The following is an 18,736-nucleotide window of genomic DNA, read 5'->3' as shown; positions in this document are numbered from 1 at the left end:
AATGCACTAAATTGATAATGACTTTAGCTTTCTGGAGAAGAAAATGCGCCTGTGTGATACCCATATCGAAGAATATTTAGATGCAGGTAAGTTGATTATAAATCCTCGGCCGCCTCAATCTGCTATATCAGGTGTTAGTGTCGATATCCGCCTAGGTAATGAATTTAGAGTGTTTAGTGAACACACTACGCCTTATATTGATCTCTCTGGTCCTAAAGAAGAGGTAGCTGCATCGTTAGATAAAGTAATGAGTGATGTCATCGTCATCAAAGAAGATCAAGCATTCTTTTTGCATCCTGGTGAGCTTGCGTTAGCGGTTACATACGAAGATGTGACCTTGCCTGCTGATATTGTTGGATGGTTAGATGGCCGCTCTTCATTGGCTCGCTTGGGTTTAATGGTCCATGTCACAGCGCATAGAATCGATCCTGGCTGGTCAGGAAAAATTGTCTTAGAGTTTTATAATAGTGGTAAATTACCCTTGGCATTACGCCCTAAAATGATTATCGCAGCATTGAACTTTGAACGACTATCCGCGCCTGCGGCAAGGCCTTATAACAAACGTACTAATGCGAAATATCAAGAGCAGCAAGGTGCAGTGGCGAGCCGAATTAGCCAAGACAACTAAATATCTCCATTTATCGCCATGCTGATAATGAAAGCACAGCTAAAAAGTAATAAAATAAGGATAGAGCTTATTTTATTACTTTTATAACATTTCCTCTCTATTAATTACTGATTTAACTTCTGATAAGCAAGCCTTTTTTTTATTTTAGGTACCCAATGAGGACTCGGCTCGAAAACCAGAATCTGACTTAGCATGGTGACCTTGTGAACGATTATTTTCCTTAATCATCTAACCGATAGGTGTAAAAGCGAGCATTTAGCACCTTGATGTATCATGGAGATATGTCTATACGCTAGTATTGGTTTTGACAGTTTTAATTTTATTAGGGTATGTACGCAACAGGTAATGCATAAACAGATAAGAAAGACCAAAAAACTATATAGATTCGGTTTCAACTTACTTCTTGATCTCTGTATAATATTCAAACTTATTAATTTGTGTCTGAATATTTTTAAATCTAATTTATTTAATGTGGATCAGGATTAACTCCCCATTGTATTAATTAAAAGATCCCTTCAGACGCATGATAAACCAATAAAGTAGATGTGTTGATTGCAGCAACTCGTTGTCTTAATTACAAAATCAATAACAAATACGCAAATATTATTTGCCTTTAACGAGTATTCATTTCGGCAAACTTCAATGAATAGAATTCAATGGATTTGGTATAAAAAACAACTCAAGGAACTAAGATGTCAGAGCAAGGTTTTACAACAAAGATAGTGCATTCAGACCGCTTGTTGAATTTAGAATATGGGGCGGTTCACGCACCCATTCACAATTCTGTTCCATATGGTTTTGACGATGTGCAAGATTTGATCAATATTTTCCAAGGTCAACCTGGGCATGCTTATGCGCGCCAATCAACACCAACAATTGATGCGTTGCAGCATAAGTTATGTCAAATGGATAATGGTTATGCAACGCTGGCATTTGCTTCTGGTATGGCTGCTATTGTGACTACCTTTTTAAGCTTGTTGAAATCTGGCGATCACCTGATTTGTAGCCGTTTTTTATTTGGTAACACTAACAGCGTAATGGGTACTCTGCAAAGTTACGGAATCGAGGTTACTCTGGTAGACACCACTAATATTGAAGAAGTTAAAGCGGCACAAAAAGACAATACCCGTATGGTGTTTGCCGAAAGCATTGCTAATCCAGTTACCCAAATTAGTGCGCTTGATGCAATTGGTGATTTCTGTGAAAAAGAAAAGTTAGTCTACGTGATTGATAACACGATGGCTTCGTGTTACCTATTCGATGCGACAACAGTTAAAGCCAGCCTGATTATTACCTCTCTTTCTAAATATGTGGCTGGCCACGGCAATGCATTAGGTGGTGCGGTTACAGATAGTGGTTTATTTGACTGGCAAGCTTACCCAAATATTTTTGAGGGTTACCGTAAAGGTGATAGCAAAATGTGGGGCATCAGCCAGATCAAGAAAAAAGGCCTTCGTGATATGGGGGGATGTATGAGCTCGCAAATCGCACATTTAATTTCAGTGGGTAGTGAAACGATGGAATTACGTATGGATCGCCAATGTGATAATGCACTGCTGCTAGCCGAATTCTTGGAACAACACCCTAAAGTTGCGAAAGTTTATTATCCTGGCCTTAACTCTCATCCTCAGCATGATCTTGCAAAGCGTTTATTTAAAAAATTTGGCGCAATTTTAAGTTTTGATCTAATTAAAGATGAGGATTGTTGTAAGGTTTTGAATAAACTAGATATTGTCATCAATGCGACCCATCTAGGCGATAACCGTACTTTGGCGTTACCTGTTGCTCCTACTATTTATGGTGAAATGGGACTAGCAGTACGTAAGCAAATGGGGATCAGTGAGACGATGGTACGTTGTTCGATTGGTATTGAAAACAGTGCTGATTTACTCGCCGACTTTAAACAAGCGCTTGCGTAATTATAGCAACGTTACTAATAGCCTAGCCATTTATACTTGTTAAAATGAATGCCAGATTTTTTCTACATTTGTAATCATACGAACGAGCTGTTGTGGTTAAAAATGTTGATTTTATTCTGTTTTTTTCGCTTAAGTAGAGTGTGAAATTAGCAGTGTAAGTGCCTGCAGCAGTAAAAATAATGCGTTTTTTAGGAGGGAGTATGAAAAAAAGGATAGGCATTTTTTTATTTCTTTATCATTCAATTATATTGGCTAGTGCTGTTACTGATGACGAATTGAAAACAATAGGACAAACTTTAGCCAATTATCATATGTGCAGCAAACTCTCCCTAGAAATGGGAGATAAAGCCATGCTTAATTATTACAGTGAAATGTACGATGATAGTTTATTAAAAGCCCAAGATTACCAAGAAGGGCAATTAGATATTGTAATTGTTGAAGAAAAAATTGGAATGGCTAAGCTTGCTAAGATTGATCCAGAAAACTTAGGTCAATTTTGTTTAATACGTTTTGACCTGTTATCCAGAAAAATGCAAGAAAAAAAATTAGCTCCTAAATAGAGGTGGCAAAAGCCAAACGTCCTCTATTTAGTCGCTTTTTGAGTGCAAAGTGTTATTTTTTTATGGTGCCGTAAATGTTGTTCTTATTATTTTCATTACCTTGTACTTCGCCTAAGCCGACTACGTCTTTTTTAATGTCTGCATTTACTACTTTAGAGTGCTCTATTTCTTCTGTTGCAGATGACACTTCAGCTATTTCTTTTTTAGCCTCATCCCGTTTGACGCGAATGATGTTACCTGCCAGTTTATAACCATTTAGTTTATGCACTGCAATTTTAGCTTCACCAACCTTTGGCATTTCAATAAATCCAAAACCTTTTGATTTTCCAGTGCTTTTATCTAAAACCAAGGTGCAAGATTGTACCTTTCCATATTCGCTAAATAGACTTAATAACTTCTCTTCGGTTGTCGCCGTTGCGAGATTGCGTACGAGTAATTTCATGGGGCACCATTTTAATTTTAAATAATTTTAAGTAGTTCATATTAACAGGTATTCAGGCATATTTCTTTTGCTTATTTGTTTTTCATTTTCTCGAGTAGAGGTTAAAATAGCTTATATACCGAACATGATGGGGCTAATAAGCCGCTTCACGAGTGGCGAAGTTTATAATAAATAGGCCTCATATTAAAGGTATTGAATCTACTGCGATTATCGCAAATATTAAATTATTTAATCTATTTATGGTAAGTAGCCCCGATTCACGAATATAAGCATTTGATAAACATTTTTGAATCATGCTAGAGTTTATTTTTATTACAAATTGTTTGTTAATAGAAGCATGTAATGCTTCTTTCTATGGAATTTTACAACTTAAAAGGAACACTACTATGCGTAGTATTATTTTACTGATTTTGACTCTGGCTTCTATAAGTCTTTTTGCAGCAGATGAAGAACAACATGCGACTATTCGAAATGTCGATGGCCAGTATGCGATAAATTATTATAATTTTAATGAAGATGTCGCCCTTCATTTTACCAATGCCAATTTACAAGGTAGTGGTTATACTTGGGTGGCTTTGGTCAAAGCGGCATTAACGACTGAAAATGCGGCACTGTTATCAGATATTGAATTTGCTCCTGAAGGTGGTGCTTTTGTCGCTTATAGTAATAGCGAAATAGCCGCTAATAAGGTTAAGTCGGTTATTGACAAGCTCTCGTCAGATACAAGTTATCGCGAAAAATGCATCAAAATAGCGACTGCTGGCGGCTACATTGAGTGACTAATGGGGGCGACCCCAGCGCTACGCCATAAACACATCTACAAAAAGGAAGTTTTTTACTTCCTTTTTTTATGTCATGAAGTTACCTAGCCCGGTCTTTTTCGTGCGCTTCAATATTATAAATGAGTGTGATATCTATCGGGTATGCTCTGCAGGCCCTATTTTTGCTAACTTTCTCTGTTTAGGTGTTTAATATCCCAGCTTAATTGACTGAAATTTTAACCTTCATTAAATAATACCTTTTAGCTTGCAAGCTAAAATTTGTTATCATGTGCGCAATATCGTTTAGATTCCCATTTTTTAATAAAAGATGTACTTACAGATGTGCGTACATAATCAGAGAAAAAGATAAATGCCAAACAAAGACATTATAGAGAACGTAAGGAAAAGAAGAACTTTTGCTATTATCTCTCACCCCGATGCGGGTAAAACAACGATCACTGAAAAAGTACTTCTGTTTGGTAACGCGCTACAAAAAGCGGGTACGGTGAAAGGTAAAAAATCAGGTCAGCATGCAAAATCTGACTGGATGGAGATTGAAAAAGAGCGTGGTATCTCGATTACTACTTCGGTTATGCAATTCCCATATCGCAATGCGATAGTTAATTTGCTTGATACGCCGGGACATGAAGACTTCTCGGAGGATACTTACCGTACTTTAACCGCAGTTGACTCCTGCTTAATGGTTATTGATTCAGCAAAAGGTGTTGAACAACGCACCATTAAACTGATGGAAGTTACACGTCTGCGTGATACGCCAATTATCACATTTATGAATAAATGCGATCGTGATATCCGCGATCCAATCGACTTAATGGACGAAGTGGAAGATGTGTTAAATATCGCCTGTGCTCCTATTACGTGGCCGATTGGGATGGGGAAAGAGTTCAAAGGTATTTATCACCTAATACGTGATGAAGTTATTTTATACTCATCAGGCCAAGGTCATACCATTCAAAAAAGTCGCGTTATTAAAGGGTTAAATAACCCTGAGGTAGATCAAGCGATACCACTTTTTGCCGCTCAGCTACGTGAGGAATTAGAGTTGGTGTTAGGTGCATCCAATAAGTTTGATCATGATCTTTTTTTGAAAGGAGAACTAACGCCAGTCTATTTCGGTACTGCATTAGGTAACTTTGGTGTTGATCATATATTAGATGGATTGGTTGAATGGGCACCGACACCGTTATCTCGCGCAACTAAACAGCGTATTGTCGAGCCAACTGAAAATGAATTTACTGGTTTCATCTTTAAAATTCAAGCTAATATGGATCCAAAACATCGTGACCGCATTGCTTTCATGCGAGTGTGTTCCGGTAAGTATGAGCAAGGGATGAAAATGCGCCATGTGCGCACCGGTAAAATGGTCAGTATTTCTGATGCGGTAACCTTTATGGCCGGTGACCGAAGCGCTGCTGAAGAAGCTTATCCTGGCGATATTATTGGGTTACATAACCATGGAACGATTCAAATTGGTGATGCATTTAGCAGCAATGAAGAGCTTAAATTTACAGGCATTCCAAATTTTGCACCGGAGATGTTCCGTCGTATCCGCTTAAAAGATCCCCTTAAACAGAAGCAGTTACTAAAAGGCCTAATGCAGCTTTCAGAAGAGGGGGCTGTGCAAGTGTTTCGGCCGTTACGCAGCAATGATTTGATTGTGGGTGCGGTTGGTGTGTTGCAGTTTGAAGTTGTTGTTCAGCGTTTAAAGTCAGAATACAAAGTGGAAGCCCTCTATGAGGGGATTGGTGTTGCCACCGCGTTATGGGTCGATAGTGATAATCCACTCAAATTTGCTGAATTTGAGCGTAAGGCATATGATAATTTGGCGTTAGATGGCAGTAATAACTTGACCTATGTCGCGCCTACTATGGTTAATTTAAATCTGGCAATCGAACGTTATCCCGCTATTAATTTTAGAAAAACCCGCGAACATTAATTTGCGCTGCTAACGTCAGCATAAACACCGTGGTGTATTTATGCTGACGTATTGCTTTTGCTCGATAGTCGCTTTAACGTTCTAGGTGAATGCATGTTTATTGATAGTCATTGCCATTTGGATTTTCCTTGTTTTGCAACGCAACTTGCTCCTCTTTTATCACAGTTAGAAGAAAATAGAATAACCAATGTCATTATTCCTGGGACACAAAAAAAGAGTTGGGGTGCTATCCAGCAATTATGTTCGACTTATACTCAGTGTTATTATGGGTTAGGGATCCACCCCCATTTCCTTGATACTTTCCAAGCAGATGACTTACTTTTCTTAGAAAAATCATTGATTACCGCGGATAAAAAATGTGTGGCGCTAGGGGAGATTGGCTTAGATAAATACGCTCAAGCAGATACGGCGCTTCAAGAAAATGTGTTTATTAAGCAATTACAGATAGCAGAAAAGTGTAGTTTACCTATTATCTTACATGTGCTTAAAAAACAGGGGCGGGTACTGGAAATATTAAAAGCCGTAAATTTTAAACAAGGTGGTGTATACCATTCTTTCTCCGGTAGTTATGAGGTTGCGATGGAATTTATCAAGCTGGGCTTTAAACTTGGTATTGGCGGGGTGATCACTTACCCAAACGCCACAAAAACAAAAAAAACAATTAGCCGATTACCTATCAGATCTTTATTGTTAGAAACCGATGCCCCCGGTAGCCCCCTTTATTTACAAAAAGGTGGCTTTAATTGCCCGCTTAATTTGATCACTATTTTTGAGTCGTTATGCTTGTTACGAACAGAATCTAAAAGTTGCTTGGCGGCACAAATTGTTAAAAATACTACCAGCATTTTTTCCTTAAATAATGACTAACGAAGAAAATAAGGGTAAAATAATTGTATTATTTAACTACAACTTCTTGTGAATATAAAGGTAATTTTTAATGGTTCAATATCCTATGACAGTCAATGGCGCTGGAATATTACGCTCTGAACTCGCGCAATTGAAAACGGTGACACGCCCCGCGATTGTCAGGGCAATTGCAGAAGCACGTGAGCACGGTGATTTAAAAGAAAATGCTGAATATCATGCAGCACGGGAACAACAGGGATTTTGTGAGGGGCGAATTCAAGATGTCGAAGCTAAATTATCCAATGCGCAGATCATCGATATCAGTAAGCTAAACAATAGTGGTAAAGTTATTTTTGGGTCACTGGTCACTATTGTTAATGTCGCTACTGATGAGGAAGTGACTTACCGTATTGTGGGTGATGATGAGGCTGATATTAAGAAAAATTTAATTTCTGTGAGCTCTCCTATTGCACGTGGCCTAATTGGTAAAATGCTAGATGATGAAATTACGATTGAAACACCGGGTGGGACAATTGAATATGAGATTATCAAGGTACAATATACTGTTTAATATGTAATTTACCTCATAAAAAGCCCAGTGAGCACTGGGCTTTTTTATAAGTTAGGTTAAATTACTTTGACTACTTACGTGGTAATTCAATTTTTTTATTTTCACTTGGTCGAAATAACACCACAATATGACCAATTTTGGTAATATTAATGGCTTCTGTTTCACGTACTATTGCATCAATAATTAATTGTTTTACGTCACGATCATCGGTAGCAATTTTGACTTTAATTAATTCGTGGAAGTTAAGAGCATTCTCTATTTCTGCGAGTACACCCTCAGTTAAGCCATTTTGGCCAAGTAATACAACGGGTTTTAGGGTATGAGCAAGACCTTTTAAGTGTTGCTTTTGTTTATTTGATAATTTCATACGAATTTCTTTCATTTAAGGGTTGAAAACAGAGCATTCTACCCTTAATTATTAATCTTTACTATTTTGATTGTTATTTATCCTGTTTATTCATTATAAATAATTGCAGTGTAGCAATACCGAGGAATAAATTAATGGGTAAAAGAGTTAATTCGGGTGCGTCTAAGCCCGGTGTATTGAAGAAAAGCAGTTCAGGTAGCTCTAAACGTTGGATGCAAGAGCATGTAAATGATTTCTATGTCAAAGAGGCAAATAAAAAAGGATTACGTTCACGTGCCGTTTTTAAGCTGGAAGAGATCAACAAAAAAGACAAGCTAATTCACTCGGGCATGACCGTTGTTGATTTAGGGGCTGCGCCGGGCAGCTGGTCACAGTGGGCTGTTGATACAGTTGGCTTGAAAGGAAAAGTAATTGCCTGCGATATATTACCCATGGACTCTATTGCAGGTGTCGATTTTTTGCAGGGTGATTTTCGCGATGAGATGGTCTTAAAAGCATTATTGAATCGCATTGGCGAGCAAAAGGTTGATGTCGTGCTGTCGGATATGGCACCCAATATGAGTGGCAATGCAGCTATGGACCAACCTAAATCGATGTATTTAGTCGAACTTGCTTTGGATATGTGTCGTTCGGTATTAGTTAAAGATGGCTGTTTTATTGTTAAAGTCTTTATGGGATCTGATTTTGATCCGTTTATGGCTGAAGTACGTAAATTATTTAAAACAGTTAAAACGCGTAAACCTGATTCTTCACGCGCGCGTTCACGTGAAGTATATTTAGTAGCGACCGGTTTTAAACTGTAGTAACCTACAATCTAAATTTTTATTTCTTAACATGAGGTTTACATCTTGAACGATATGGCAAAGAACCTGATATTGTGGTTAGTCATCGCAGTAGTATTGATGTCTCTGTTCCAAGGTTTTGGAAAAGATGAAGCAAAACAGTCCCAAATAGACTACACAACATTCGTCAACGAAGTTAACCAAGGACAAATTCAACAAGTCCAAATTGACGGGCAAGAAGTCAAGGGTATAAGAAGTAATCAAAGTAAATTTATTACTTATATTCCCGCGTCGGATCCTGACTTGCTGAATGATTTAATCAAAAACAATGTACTAGTTAAAGGTACACCTCCGGAAGAAACAAGCTTCTTAGCGTCTATTTTTGTTTCTTGGTTCCCTATGTTGCTATTAATCGGCGTATGGATATTCTTCATGCGTAATATGCAGGGAGGGGGCAAAGGCGGAGCCATGTCATTTGGTAAAAGTAAAGCCAAGCTAATGGGTGAAGATCAAATCAAAACCACTTTTGCTGATATAGCGGGATGTGATGAAGCCAAAGAAGATGTTAAGGAACTTGTTGATTACTTAAAAGACTCAACAAAATTTCAAAAACTAGGTGGACGTATCCCTACTGGTGTACTTTTAGTTGGTCCTCCTGGTACGGGTAAAACCTTGTTGGCAAAAGCGATTTCGGGTGAAGCTAAAGTGCCATTCTTTTCTATATCCGGCTCTGATTTTGTGGAGATGTTTGTTGGTGTAGGTGCCTCGCGCGTGCGCGATATGTTTGAACAAGCAAAAAAATCAGCGCCTTGTATTATATTTATAGATGAAATTGATGCTGTAGGTCGCCAACGTGGTGCAGGTGTCGGTGGTGGTAATGATGAACGCGAGCAAACACTCAACCAATTATTAGTTGAAATGGATGGTTTTGAAGGTAATGAAGGCATTATCGTGATTGCAGCGACTAACCGCCCAGATGTACTTGATGCTGCTTTATTACGTCCGGGGCGTTTTGACCGACAAGTCGTTGTTTCCTTACCTGACGTGCGTGGGCGTGAGCAGATTCTTAATGTGCATATGCGCAAAGTGCCGCTAAGTGATGATGTTCAAGCGATGGTACTTGCCCGAGGAACGCCTGGTTTCTCAGGTGCGGATCTTGCCAATCTAGTCAACGAGGCGGCTCTTTTTGCGGCTCGTAGCAATAAACGTACAGTTGATAAGCAAGATTTCGAGCAAGCGCGTGATAAAATCTTAATGGGGGCTGAGCGACGTAGCTTAGTGATGCGCGAAGAAGATAAAGAATCGACTGCTTACCATGAAGCGGGGCATGCAATTGTCGCTAAATTAGTACCACAGCATCACCCTATTCATAAAGTTACTATTATTCCGCGTGGACGCGCATTAGGCGTGACACAATTTTTACCTGAAGGCGATCAGATTAGTCAAAATCGGATTGAATTAGAAAGTAGTATTGCGGTTGCTTATGGCGGGCGAATTGCAGAAGAAATTATTTATGGTCTTGATAAAGTATCCACAGGTGCCTCTCAAGATATTAAACAAGCATCTGCGATTGCGCGAGCTATGGTTACCGAGTGGGGTTTTTCCGAAAAATTAGGACCCATTTTATTAACCGTGGATGCAAATACACTGCGCTCTAATGTCGTTTCTCATGAGACGGGTAAACTGATCGATGATGAAGTTAAATTCTTTATTGATAAAAATTACCAACGTGCACAGAAAATATTAAATGATAATATTGATATACTGCATGCAATGAAAGATGCATTAATGAAATATGAAACAATTGATAGCGATCAAGTCGCTGATTTAATGGCGAGAATTGAAGTGCGTCCACCTACAGATTGGGTAGAAGATGCAGAAGTGGCTAAAGATAATCCAGCGAAAGCAGAGCCAATTAAAGAAAGCAGCGAAGACAAAACGGTTGCTGATAATGATTCAATAGCAGCGTCCCCAGCTGCTGAAACTGAAGAAAATAAAGACGATAAATAATTAATGCATGATTAATTAACGTTATCACCGAAAAACCTAAGCTTGCTTAGGTTTTTTTTACTTCCTTTTTTATGATGGAGAGATAAAATGCATCTGCATAGCAAAAATAAAATGCTCGATTTAAGCGCGCCTAAGGTAATGGGGATTTTAAATGTAACACCTGATTCATTTTCTGATGGTGGCTTATTTAGCAATGTAGAGCGAGCATTAAAACAAGCCGAAACGATGGTGCAGCAAGGAGCTGCTATTATTGATATTGGTGGCGAATCTAGCCGGCCTGGCGCTTCTGATGTTTCGTTGCAAGATGAGCTAGATCGTGTCATTCCTGTCATCGAAAAGATAAATCAGAATTTAGATTGCTGGATATCTATTGATACCAGTAAAGCTAAAGTCATGGAAGAGGCCGTTAATGCGGGTGCTGATATCATTAATGATATACGCGCGTTACGTGATGAAGGGGCGCTCGCTGTCGCAGCAAAAGCTGACGTTGCAGTCTGTTTGATGCACATGCAAGGTTTGCCGCGCACTATGCAATGTGCACCTGAATACAACAATCTGCTTGAAGAAGTCGAACAGTTTTTATTACAACAGGTTAAAACTTGTCTCAATGCAGGGATAAAAAAAGAAGCTATTATTTTAGATTTAGGGTTTGGTTTTGGTAAGCAACTCAAACATAATTTTCAGTTGTTAGCTGCTACTAAACAGTTTGTAGCACTGGGGTATCCGCTACTAACCGGCGTTTCAAGAAAATCAATGTTTGGCAAATTACTCAATCGAGATATAAAAAATCGCTTATCAGGCAGCTTGGCGGGGGCTTTAATAGCAGCGCAGAGAGGCTCGCAAATCATCCGCGTTCATGACGTTGCAGAAACGGTTGATGTACTTAAGGTGTTGCAACATATAAATTCATTCAAAGAATAAATTTTAATAATCGAGAACATAATGAAAAAGAAATATTTTGGTACAGATGGTATTCGCGGCAAAGTAGGCGCCTCTCTGATTACCCCTGAATTCGCATTGAAATTGGGGTGGGCGGCAGGACGTGTGCTTGCTAAATCGGGCTCTAAGAAAGTATTAATAGGAAAAGATACACGTATTTCCGGTTACATGTTAGAAGCTGCACTGCAAGCTGGGCTGACTGCTGCAGGTTTGCACCCTGTACTGATGGGACCTATGCCGACACCTGCGGTGGCATATTTAACGCATACTTTCCGCGCAACGGCTGGTATTGTTATTAGCGCTTCTCATAATCCCTATTATGATAACGGCATTAAATTTTTCTCCGATCAAGGCGTGAAGCTCTCTGAAGAAATAGAGCTTGAAATTGAGGCTGAGATTGAAAAAGAACTGATCTGTGTTGAATCGAGTGATATGGGCAAAGCCTCTCGCATAGAAGATGCCGCTGGACGTTACATCGAATTTTGTAAAAGCACGTTTCCAAATAAGTACGATTTAAGAGGCTTGAAAATTGTTGTCGATTGTGCGAATGGTGCAACTTATCATATCGCACCTTTGGTCATTAATGAGCTTGGCGCAAAAGTCATCGCAATGGGGGTTGAACCAAACGGAGTCAACATTAATTTGAATTGTGGTGCGACCAGTATGCAGGCAATTGCTAAACGAGTTGTTGCAGAGAAGGCTGATTTTGGAATTGCCTTTGATGGTGATGGCGATCGTGTCATGATGGTTGATCACACGGGATACGTCTTAGATGGTGATGAACTCCTGTATATTATTGCCCGAGAAAAATTACGTTCGGGTACCCTGAAAGGCGGGGCGGTAGGGACCAAAATGTCCAATCTGGGGCTAGAGCTTGCTTTAAAAGCGCTCGCGATTCCATTTGAGCGTTCCGATGTGGGCGATCGTCATGTAATGGCGTTGATGGAGAAAAATAATTGGTCAATAGGATCAGAAAATTCAGGCCATGTTATCTGCTCGGATTATCTTGCAACGGGTGATGGTATTGTTTCTGGTTTACAGGTGATAAGTGCGATGCAAGGAAGTCGTATGACATTGCATGATTTGCGACAAGGTATTAAAAAATTCCCGCAGATATTGATCAATGTACGTTTTAATAATGAAATAGATCCATTACAAGATGAAGACGTACTGACCGAGGTAAAACGTGTTGAACAGTTATTGGGAGACCGTGGCCGTGTATTATTACGTAAATCAGGTACTGAACCGGTGTTTAGAGTGATGGTCGAAGCGGATGATAAAGAAGAGGTTGTTCGTGGTTATGCGCAAGTGATTGCAGATAAAGTGAAAGCATAATGGTGAGAAGTAAAATAAAGCAGCGAGCAGAATAGCGACTGTTTGTATTAATTTTGAGCGGTTAAGTGATATGGCCGCTAAAATTAACAAATTATGTGTATAATCTCTTGTGGTTTCAAGCTCTTTTGGGTAGTATTTGCACGCTTCTTTAACGGAGCTTAAAGAAGTTTTTCTGGAAAAATTGGATATATTCTTATGTACGAGATGCTGTTAGTAGTTTATTTAATTGTTGCAATTATTTTGGTTGGATTTGTTTTAATCCAACAGGGGAAAGGAGCCGGCATGGGTGCCTCTTTTGGCTCAGGTGCTTCAAATACAGTATTTGGTGCAAGCGGTGCGGGTAATTTTATGACACGCACGACGGCTGTTCTGGCTGTTATGTTTTTTGCACTCAGTCTAGTGTTGGGCAATCTGTCATCAAATAAAGTATCAGTCAATGATGACTTTTCTGATTTGACACCTATTGAACAACCCATTGATGTTGACCTCTCAGATAAAATACCAGAATAAAATAGATTTTATAAATTTGCGGATATGGTGAAATTGGTAGACACGTAGCCTTGAGGGGGCTATGACTTAGGTCGTGAGAGTTCAAGTCTCTCTATCCGCACCAAATATTTGTTGTTAATGTTGATAATAGTGATTGCTTAGGAATAGCTAAGTAGGTACAATCAGCAACATTCAATGCTCTTATCAGAATAGAGTGGTTTATCCAAGTCAGCGGATAAAAAATGAATGAAGCTCCAATTTATTGGGGCTTTTTTGTTATTTAGGGAGTTGGAATTGCTTTTCAACTTTATTACATAACAACTTATTTTTGTTTTTAATAAACATAAGTTGTTAATTAAATAGGGCTATATGCCCTTTTTTTGTTTCTAAAAGGGGGTAACTTTGGCAAGTTTAGAAGAACGTTTAACCGCGATGTTTAAAGTCAATGTTGAAGATCTTGGCTACGAATTAGTGGGTATAGAATATATTCGTGCAGGTAAGCATTCAACACTGCGTGTTTATATTGATCATGAAAATGGTATTTTAGTTGATGACTGTGCAGCGGTAAGCCGTGAAATCAGTGCGTTAATGGATGTCGAAGATCCAATTACCAATGAATACACACTTGAAGTTTCATCTCCAGGTTTAGAGCGGCCTCTTTTTTCTGCTGAACAATATGCCGCATTTATTGGCTCAGAGGTGAAAGTTCAATTAAGAATGCCTATTCAAAACCGTCGCAGATGGAAAGGTATTATCTCCTCTGTAGCAGGCGAAATTATTTGCGTAAACGTTGATGGTACTGAAGAACGTTTTGCACTGAGTAATATCCAAAAAGCGAATATTGTTCCAAAATTTGATTAATTAAGGCGGTTATAGATGAATAAAGAGATTTTACTTGTCGTAGAGGCAGTATCTAACGAAAAAGGCCTTCCTCGTGAAGCAATTTTTGAAGCATTAGAAAGCGCGTTAGCAATTGCAACTAAAAAGAAATATGAGAACGATATCGAAGTGCGTGTCGAAATTGATCGTGAAACGGGTCAGTTTGATACATTTCGTCGTTGGTTAGTACTTGAAAGCAACGCAGAGATGTTAAACCCTTGTAAAGAGATAACTTTTGAAGCGGCGGAATATGATAACCCAGAAATTAAAGTGGGTGAGTATATTGAAGATGAAATTGAATCTGTCACCTTTGACCGCATAACCACACAAACAGCGAAACAAGTTATTGTACAAAAAGTGCGTGAAGCTGAGCGTGCGCAAGTGGTTGAGCAATATGCAGAGCAACAAGGTGAGTTAATCACCGGTGTGGTTAAGCGTATGAACCGTGACAACATCCTACTTGATTTAGGCGGCAATGCCGAAGCTGTTATTTTCCGTGATGAGATGTTACCACGTGAAAATTTCCGTCCTGGTGACCGTTTACGTGGTCTACTGTTTGATGTGCGACCGGAAGCGCGTGGTGCACAGTTATTTATGACACGTACTCGGCCAGAAATGCTGACGGAATTATTCCGTTTAGAAGTGCCTGAAATTGCGGAAGAGATGATTGATCTTATGGGCGCGGCTCGTGATCCTGGCTCTCGTGCAAAAATCGCTGTAAAATCCAACGACAAACGTATTGACCCTGTCGGTGCTTGTGTCGGTATGCGTGGTGCTCGCGTACAAGCTGTATCAAGTGAGCTAGGCGGTGAGCGTGTTGATATTATTTTGTGGGATGAAAATCCAGCACAATTTGCAATTAACGCAATGTCTCCTGCAGAAGTCGCTTCTATTGTCATCGATGAAGATTCTCACAGTATGGATATTGCCGTTGAGGAAGAAAACCTTGCGCAGGCAATTGGCCGTAACGGACAAAATATTCGCTTAGCATCTCAACTTACCGGTTGGGAGTTAAACGTAATGACAGTGGCACAGTTAAAAGAAAAACATCAGGCAGAAGCGGATAGTGTTATTAGCGTATTCACTGATGCATTGGAAATAGATGAAGAGTTTGCCGGTATATTGGTTTCTGAAGGTTTTAGTTCACTAGAAGAAATTGCTTACGTGCCAATTAATGAGTTATTAGAAATTGAAGGTCTTGATGAGGAGATGGTGGACGAGTTGCGCGCACGTGCTAAAAACGTCTTGGCAATGAAAGCACTCGCACAAGAAGAAAGTTTAGAAGGCGCTAAACCAGCGGCCGATCTACTTGCACTTGAAGGCTTAGAAGGCCATTTGGCATTCGTACTTGCAAGTAAAGGTATCATTACGCTTGAAGATCTAGCAGAACAAGCAGTTGATGATCTAATCGAAATTGATGAACTGAATGAAGCAAAAGCAGGGGAGCTGATTATGGCTGCTCGTAACATCTGTTGGTTCAGCGAAGACACTGAATAAGCATCAGATAGGAGAAATAATAATGTCAGATATATTACTAAAAGACCTTGCCAAAGATTTAAATAAATCGGAAGAAGTATTGGTTAAACAGTTCGCGGATGCCGGTATTAATAAATTAGCATCAGATAAAGTGAGTTTAAAAGAAAAAGAAACACTTACTAACTTTTTACAAAAATTGCATGGTGGCGAGTCTAAACAGAAAATGACCCTGCAGCGTAAAACGAAATCGACTTTAAATGTTAAAGGTCAAGCGAATGCAATTAATGTTGAAGTACGCAAAAAACGCACTTATGTTAAACGTACAGATAGCGAAATAGAAGCATCTAAAGAAGCTGAACTTGCAACTATTCAAGCTGAAGAAGCAAGAGTCCAAGCGGATATTAATGCCAAAAAAGCAATTGCAGAACAAGCACAAGCTGAAAAATTAGCTATTAAAAAATTGGCTGATGAAAAGGCCAAAAAAGCGGCTGCAGCTAATAAAGAAAAGCAGGTGCATGTTAAATCGGAAAAAACAGCTGAACAAATATTGGCAGAGAAAGAAGCGGCTGATATTCTTAAAAAAGCAGAGCATGATGCCTTAGTTAAAGCTGAGCAAGAATCGGAAAAACAGGTCGAATTAGCGAAAAAATTAGCTGAAGAAAACTCTACCCGCTGGGCAGAAGAAGAAGAAGCGCGTAAAAAAGCTGCCGATGTTGACTATCATATGACCTCATCTGTAGAGGCAAGAGCAGCAGAAGACGTATCTGATTCAAAAGCAGAAGGTCCATCTCGCCGTAAGAAAAAGAAAAAAGCAGCTGCTTCTATACAAGAAGAAGAGAAGGGACGTCGTGCTCGTCGTGGTAAGAAAAAAATGCGACCTAACACTCCTTCTGCATTACAACAAGCTTTTGAAAAGCCCGTTGCTCCTGTCGAGCGCGATGTGAGAATAGGTGAAACTATCACTGTTGCTGAGCTTGCTAATAAAATGGCAGTTAAAGCGACAGAAGTCATCAAAGTGATGATGAAAATGGGCGCTATGGCGACCATTAACCAAGTGATAGATCAAGAAACGGCTACGATTGTTGCAGAAGAGATGGGTCATAAGGTTATTCTAACCAAAGAAAATGAATTAGAAGAATCGGTCATGGCTGAGGCGCAGCAGGAAGGCGGCTTACGTACTTCTCGTGCACCTGTTGTAACTATTATGGGTCACGTTGACCATGGTAAGACATCGCTGTTAGATTACATTCGTCGGGCAAAAGTGGCTGATGGTGAAGCGGGTGGTATTACACAGCATATCGGTGCTTATCACGTAGAAACTGCTAAAGGCATGATTTCGTTTTTAGATACGCCAGGACATGCGGCGTTTACGTCGATGCGCTCTCGTGGTGCTAAAGCGACGGATATCGTAATACTAGTGGTTGCCGCGGACGATGGTGTTATGCCGCAAACTATTGAAGCAATTCAACATGCTAAAGCTGCCAAAGTGCCATTAATTGTTGCGGTTAATAAAATTGATAAAGAGGGTGCTGATTTTGATCGTGTTAAAAGTGAGCTTTCTCAGCACAACATTATTTCCGAAGAATGGGGTGGCGAAAATATCTTTGCTTTCGTTTCTGCAAAAGAGGGAACGGGTGTTGACGCATTATTAGACAGTATTCTTCTACAAGCTGAAATGTTAGATTTATCTGCAGTAGCAACAGGTCCAGCATCAGGTGTGGTTATTGAATCCCGTCTAGATAAAGGCCGTGGTCCGGTAGCTTCTATTTTAGTTCAGCATGGTGAACTTAAGCAGGGCGATATTGTGCTTTGTGGTCTTGAATATGGCCGTGTTCGTGCAATGCGTGATGAAAATGGTCAACCTATCGAAGTGGCGGGTCCATCTATCCCTGTCGAAGTATTAGGTCTTTCGGGCGTGCCAATGGCAGGTGATGAAGCGACTGTTGTTAAAGATGAGAAAAAAGCACGTGAAGTCGCGCTATACCGTCAAGGTAAATTCCGTGATATCAAACTTGCTCGTCAACAGAAAGCGAAGCTTGATAACATGTTTGCAAATATGGAAGCGGGCGAGGTTTCTGAGCTTAATATCGTACTTAAAGCAGATGTACAAGGGTCGCTCGAAGCTATTTGTGAGTCATTAAACAAATTATCGACTGATGAAGTGAAAGTTAACATCATTATCCGTGGTGTTGGCGGTATTACTGAAACCGATGCATCACTTGCCTCTGCTTCAGGTGCTATTGTTATTGGCTTTAACGTGCGTGCGGATGCCTCTGCACGTAAACTGATCGATAATGAAGGCGTTGATTTACACTATTACAGCATTATTTACGATCTAATCGATGAAGTTCGTGCTGCAATGAGCGGTCTATTAGCTCCTGAATTTAGACAAGAAATCACTGGTATTGCAGACGTTCGTGAAGTCTTTAAATCACCTAAAATTGGCGCAATTGCCGGTTGTATGGTGACTGAAGGTACGATTAAACGTAATAACCCTATCCGTGTATTACGTGAGAATATCGTTATTTACGAAGGTGTACTTGAGTCCCTACGTCGCTTTAAAGATGATGCCAATGAAGTGCGTAATGGCATGGAATGTGGTATTGGTGTTAAGAACTACAATGACGTGCGTGTTGGCGATCAGATTGAAGTATTTGAAATAATTGAAGTTAAACGTACTCTATAAGTACAAATTAACTTTACTGTAAAAATGGAGGCTTTATGCCTCCATTCGTATTTATAAAGAATAATCACACAAGTAATTCTGGAGTTAAA

17 protein-coding genes and 1 tRNA gene are annotated in these 18,736 nt (G+C 39.6%); 16 read left to right on the top strand and 2 right to left on the bottom strand.

Annotated features, from left to right (window positions below):
• Window positions 1-43 precede the first annotated feature (43 nt).
• From dcd to KSO91_RS01210, 3 genes are all read left to right on the top strand, one after another.
• Entirely contained in the window at window positions 44-628 is a 585-nt protein-coding gene (gene dcd, locus KSO91_RS01220; protein WP_238740518.1) for a dCTP deaminase, read from the top strand.
• Window positions 629-1,320: 692 nt separating this feature from the next.
• Entirely contained in the window at window positions 1,321-2,547 is a 1,227-nt protein-coding gene (locus KSO91_RS01215; RefSeq protein WP_238740516.1) for a cystathionine gamma-synthase family protein, read from the top strand.
• A 200-nt stretch (window positions 2,548-2,747) separates the two neighbouring features.
• A complete protein-coding gene (locus KSO91_RS01210) occupies window positions 2,748-3,107 on the top strand; it encodes a hypothetical protein (RefSeq protein WP_238740514.1) in 360 nt (119 codons plus the stop codon).
• A gap of 52 nt (window positions 3,108-3,159) precedes the next feature.
• Here the strand turns inward: KSO91_RS01210 and KSO91_RS17735 are convergent, their stop codons facing one another.
• Window positions 3,160-3,549, bottom strand: coding sequence for an RNA recognition motif domain-containing protein (locus KSO91_RS17735; protein WP_338049721.1), 390 nt, complete (start codon window positions 3,547-3,549; stop codon window positions 3,160-3,162).
• A gap of 386 nt (window positions 3,550-3,935) precedes the next feature.
• Here KSO91_RS17735 and KSO91_RS01200 point away from each other — a divergent pair, with 386 nt between their 5' ends.
• The 4 genes from KSO91_RS01200 (at window position 3,936) to greA (ending at window position 7,684) form a co-directional block, all read left to right on the top strand.
• The gene (locus KSO91_RS01200; RefSeq protein WP_238740512.1) at window positions 3,936-4,328 is read left to right on the top strand and encodes an Imm51 family immunity protein; all 393 of its coding nucleotides are present in this window, start codon (window positions 3,936-3,938) and stop codon (window positions 4,326-4,328) included.
• 352 nt (window positions 4,329-4,680) lie between these two features.
• Window positions 4,681-6,267 carry a peptide chain release factor 3 gene (gene prfC, locus KSO91_RS01195; protein WP_238740510.1) on the top strand — a complete coding sequence of 529 codons (1,587 nt, stop codon included), beginning with the start codon at window positions 4,681-4,683 and terminating at the stop codon, window positions 6,265-6,267.
• 93 nt (window positions 6,268-6,360) lie between these two features.
• Window positions 6,361-7,134, top strand: coding sequence for a TatD family hydrolase (locus tag KSO91_RS01190; RefSeq protein ID WP_238740508.1), 774 nt, complete (start codon window positions 6,361-6,363; stop codon window positions 7,132-7,134).
• 70 nt (window positions 7,135-7,204) lie between these two features.
• Window positions 7,205-7,684, top strand: coding sequence for a transcription elongation factor GreA (greA, locus tag KSO91_RS01185; RefSeq protein ID WP_238740506.1), 480 nt, complete (start codon window positions 7,205-7,207; stop codon window positions 7,682-7,684).
• A gap of 70 nt (window positions 7,685-7,754) precedes the next feature.
• On the opposite strand, the gene yhbY is transcribed toward greA, so the two are convergent.
• The gene (yhbY, locus tag KSO91_RS01180) at window positions 7,755-8,051 is read right to left on the bottom strand and encodes a ribosome assembly RNA-binding protein YhbY (protein ID WP_238740504.1); all 297 of its coding nucleotides are present in this window, start codon (window positions 8,049-8,051) and stop codon (window positions 7,755-7,757) included.
• A 134-nt stretch (window positions 8,052-8,185) separates the two neighbouring features.
• Between yhbY and rlmE the strand changes: the two genes are divergently transcribed.
• The 9 genes from rlmE (at window position 8,186) to infB (ending at window position 18,647) form a co-directional block, all read left to right on the top strand.
• Complete coding sequence (gene rlmE, locus KSO91_RS01175; RefSeq protein WP_238740502.1) at window positions 8,186-8,854, top strand: 23S rRNA (uridine(2552)-2'-O)-methyltransferase RlmE; 669 nt, start codon at window positions 8,186-8,188, stop codon at window positions 8,852-8,854.
• 45 nt (window positions 8,855-8,899) lie between these two features.
• Window positions 8,900-10,843, top strand: coding sequence for an ATP-dependent zinc metalloprotease FtsH (ftsH, locus tag KSO91_RS01170; protein WP_238740500.1), 1,944 nt, complete (start codon window positions 8,900-8,902; stop codon window positions 10,841-10,843).
• An 87-nt stretch (window positions 10,844-10,930) separates the two neighbouring features.
• Window positions 10,931-11,764, top strand: a complete 834-nt coding sequence (gene folP, locus KSO91_RS01165) for a dihydropteroate synthase (RefSeq protein ID WP_238740498.1) — start codon at window positions 10,931-10,933, stop codon at window positions 11,762-11,764.
• 21 nt (window positions 11,765-11,785) lie between these two features.
• Complete coding sequence (glmM, locus tag KSO91_RS01160; RefSeq protein ID WP_238740496.1) at window positions 11,786-13,117, top strand: phosphoglucosamine mutase; 1,332 nt, start codon at window positions 11,786-11,788, stop codon at window positions 13,115-13,117.
• A gap of 195 nt (window positions 13,118-13,312) precedes the next feature.
• Window positions 13,313-13,627, top strand: coding sequence for a preprotein translocase subunit SecG (gene secG, locus KSO91_RS01155; protein ID WP_238740494.1), 315 nt, complete (start codon window positions 13,313-13,315; stop codon window positions 13,625-13,627).
• An 18-nt stretch (window positions 13,628-13,645) separates the two neighbouring features.
• Window positions 13,646-13,730, top strand: a tRNA-Leu gene (locus KSO91_RS01150).
• 278 nt (window positions 13,731-14,008) lie between these two features.
• Complete coding sequence (rimP, locus tag KSO91_RS01145; protein ID WP_238740492.1) at window positions 14,009-14,467, top strand: ribosome maturation factor RimP; 459 nt, start codon at window positions 14,009-14,011, stop codon at window positions 14,465-14,467.
• Window positions 14,468-14,482: 15 nt separating this feature from the next.
• Window positions 14,483-15,982, top strand: coding sequence for a transcription termination factor NusA (gene nusA, locus KSO91_RS01140; protein WP_238740490.1), 1,500 nt, complete (start codon window positions 14,483-14,485; stop codon window positions 15,980-15,982).
• Between the two features lie 22 nt (window positions 15,983-16,004).
• Window positions 16,005-18,647, top strand: coding sequence for a translation initiation factor IF-2 (gene infB / locus KSO91_RS01135; RefSeq protein ID WP_238740488.1), 2,643 nt, complete (start codon window positions 16,005-16,007; stop codon window positions 18,645-18,647).
• Window positions 18,648-18,736 lie beyond the last annotated feature (89 nt).

Origin of the sequence: Psychromonas antarctica (assembly GCF_022267535.1) — a bacterium.
Lineage (GTDB): Bacteria > Pseudomonadota > Gammaproteobacteria > Enterobacterales > Psychromonadaceae > Psychromonas > Psychromonas antarctica.
The sequence above is the reverse complement of the archived record's forward strand: the minus strand, read 5'-3'. Positions and strand labels throughout refer to the sequence as shown.

Coding starts and splice junctions, on each gene's coding strand:
- yhbY (WP_238740504.1), bottom strand. CDS start 8,051: ATGAAATTATCAAATAAACAAAAGCAACACTTAAAAGGTCTTGCTCAT.
- KSO91_RS01190 (WP_238740508.1), top strand. CDS start 6,361: ATGTTTATTGATAGTCATTGCCATTTGGATTTTCCTTGTTTTGCAACG.
- greA (WP_238740506.1), top strand. CDS start 7,205: ATGGTTCAATATCCTATGACAGTCAATGGCGCTGGAATATTACGCTCT.
- secG (WP_238740494.1), top strand. CDS start 13,313: ATGTACGAGATGCTGTTAGTAGTTTATTTAATTGTTGCAATTATTTTG.
- KSO91_RS01210 (WP_238740514.1), top strand. CDS start 2,748: ATGAAAAAAAGGATAGGCATTTTTTTATTTCTTTATCATTCAATTATA.
- prfC (WP_238740510.1), top strand. CDS start 4,681: ATGCCAAACAAAGACATTATAGAGAACGTAAGGAAAAGAAGAACTTTT.
- folP (WP_238740498.1), top strand. CDS start 10,931: ATGCATCTGCATAGCAAAAATAAAATGCTCGATTTAAGCGCGCCTAAG.
- rlmE (WP_238740502.1), top strand. CDS start 8,186: ATGGGTAAAAGAGTTAATTCGGGTGCGTCTAAGCCCGGTGTATTGAAG.
- glmM (WP_238740496.1), top strand. CDS start 11,786: ATGAAAAAGAAATATTTTGGTACAGATGGTATTCGCGGCAAAGTAGGC.
- KSO91_RS01200 (WP_238740512.1), top strand. CDS start 3,936: ATGCGTAGTATTATTTTACTGATTTTGACTCTGGCTTCTATAAGTCTT.
- dcd (WP_238740518.1), top strand. CDS start 44: ATGCGCCTGTGTGATACCCATATCGAAGAATATTTAGATGCAGGTAAG.
- nusA (WP_238740490.1), top strand. CDS start 14,483: ATGAATAAAGAGATTTTACTTGTCGTAGAGGCAGTATCTAACGAAAAA.
- infB (WP_238740488.1), top strand. CDS start 16,005: ATGTCAGATATATTACTAAAAGACCTTGCCAAAGATTTAAATAAATCG.
- KSO91_RS17735 (WP_338049721.1), bottom strand. CDS start 3,549: ATGAAATTACTCGTACGCAATCTCGCAACGGCGACAACCGAAGAGAAG.
- KSO91_RS01215 (WP_238740516.1), top strand. CDS start 1,321: ATGTCAGAGCAAGGTTTTACAACAAAGATAGTGCATTCAGACCGCTTG.